Annotated in this window: 1 protein-coding gene; it reads right to left on the reverse strand. The window is 79.3% G+C overall.

Features of this window, described 5'->3' with window-relative positions:
- On the reverse strand, positions 1-600 hold a 600-nt coding region (locus G3I42_RS07365; RefSeq protein ID WP_343244479.1), incomplete at both ends, for a type ISP restriction/modification enzyme.

Consider the following 600-nt stretch of genomic DNA (forward strand, 5'->3'; position numbering starts at 1 on the left):
GCCGGGGCCGCGGGCCCGCGTGCGCCCCGTGCCCGCGCAGCGCCACCTCGCGCAGCGCACGCCCGAGCCCGGCACCGGCCGTCCACTCCTCGTACGTCCCCGGCAGCCGCACCTCGCGCCCCCGGCGGCCCTGCCCGGTCGTGGCGAGCAGCCAGTCGAGCACGTCGAGCGGTGCCACGGGCCGCCCGTAACGGGTCGCGAGGTGGGCGAGGAGACCGGGGGCGAGGTTGGGCTCCTCGCCGCCGGGGCGGCGGAAGAGCGGGTGGACGCGGCTGCCCGGGCCGGCGCCGAAGGGGAGGAGCGCGGTGACGGTGAGCCCGGGGGCGCGCGGATCGTCCACGAGGAAGAGCTGCGCGGCGTCGGCGACGCGCCACAACTCGGGGCGCGGGGCGTCGAGAAGCCGGTGGTCGGGAAGGAGGAAGCGCTCCTCGTACGGGCCGAAGGCGACCCGTACGGGCTCGGGCGCCGGGCCCGATTCGCGCGCGAGCCGCCCCGTTCCCGTGGACTGGCCGGGCAGTTGCGCGACCGCCGTGTGCAGCGTCCTCGCGCGGCTCGGCACCAGCAGCGCCTCGCGCGCTCCCTCCTCGCGCGCGGCGAGGA

It is taken from the genome of Streptomyces sp. SID11385 (assembly GCF_010548245.1).
Lineage (GTDB): Bacteria > Actinomycetota > Actinomycetes > Streptomycetales > Streptomycetaceae > Streptomyces.